The organism is Thiorhodococcus minor (assembly GCF_010820565.1).
GTDB classification, from domain to species: Bacteria; Pseudomonadota; Gammaproteobacteria; order Chromatiales; family Chromatiaceae; genus Thiorhodococcus; species Thiorhodococcus minor.
On sequence record NZ_JAAIJQ010000260.1, the window covers coordinates 1 to 1,181 of the forward strand.

The 1,181-nt window shown below is 64.7% G+C and carries 1 protein-coding gene; it reads left to right on the forward strand.

The features are described from left to right. Positions 1–991, forward strand: a 991-nt coding sequence (locus G3446_RS26795) for an ISNCY family transposase (RefSeq protein ID WP_164456695.1), incomplete at its 5' end; no start/stop codon positions are given. Positions 992–1,181: the final 190 nt, after the last annotated feature.

The window sequence follows — 1,181 nt, forward strand, 5'->3', positions numbered from 1 at the left end:
TGACTCCTTCGTCGTCGAGACCGACGTGCACTTTCCCACCGACATCAACCTGCTCTGCGACGCGGTGCGCAAGGTCATCGAGACCAGCGCCGGGTTGTGTGAGGCCGAGGACTTGAGCGACTGGCGCCAGAGCGCCTACAACGTGCGCTGCCTGAAGCAGGCCTACCGGCGCGTGCAGACCCTCAAGCGCTCCAACGCCAAGGACGAGGACAAGCGCGCCGTGCGCGCCGAGGAGATCAAGCAGGCACACCGCGACTATCTGGAGCTTGCCGAGTCCTTTCTCGCCCGGGCCCGCGAGACGCGCCGCCGCCTGCACATCGGCTGCGCACTGCCACTGGCGGCCTTCAGCGCCCTGGATGACTACATCGCTCACAGCGAGCGCCAGATCGATCAGATCCGCCGCCGTGTGCTCTGCGGCGAGCGCATTCCCCATGCCGAGAAGGTCTTCTCGATCTTCGAACCGCACACCGAGTGGATCAGCAAGGGCAAGGCTGGCGTCCCCGTCGAACTGGGGCTGCGGGTGGCCATCACGGAAGATCAATATGGCTTCATCCTCTCGCAGCGTGTCATGCAGCACGAGACCGATGACCAGGTGGCCGTGCCCCTGGTCGAAGGGCTCGTGAGCGACTTCTCGCCCTTGGCGAGCGTGAGCTTCGACAAGGGCTTTCACAGCCCGGCCAACCAGCAGCGTCTCGCCGAGCTGGTGGATTTCCCGGTGCTGCCGAAGAAGGGCAAACGCTCGGTCGCCGAGCTTGAGCGCGAGCACGACCCGCGCTTCATCGCGCGACGCCACCAGCACTCGGCCGTCGAGTCGGCCATCAATGCCCTTGAAGCGCATGGACTCGACCGCTGTCCCGATCACGGGATCGACGGCTTCCGCCGCTATGTTGCGCTGGCCGTCGTGGGACGCAACGTCCATCGCCTCGGCGCCATCCTGCTCGCGCAGGAGGCCGAAGCCGAGCGACGGCGCGGGCGCAAACGCGCCGCCTGACGCAATGACTGAGGCAATCCGAACGGACCCAAGGGAGTGGTCTGTCCAAAAAACGCCCCTGTCCACGAATCGCTCCCGTTCACACGTCTTCTGCCCCGAATCAGTGCCCGACATCGAAGTCGATCCTGCCTCGTTTAATTCCAGGGCAGAGTGTGCCACTGAATTGAACGGGGTTTTCGTTCAGGCACTA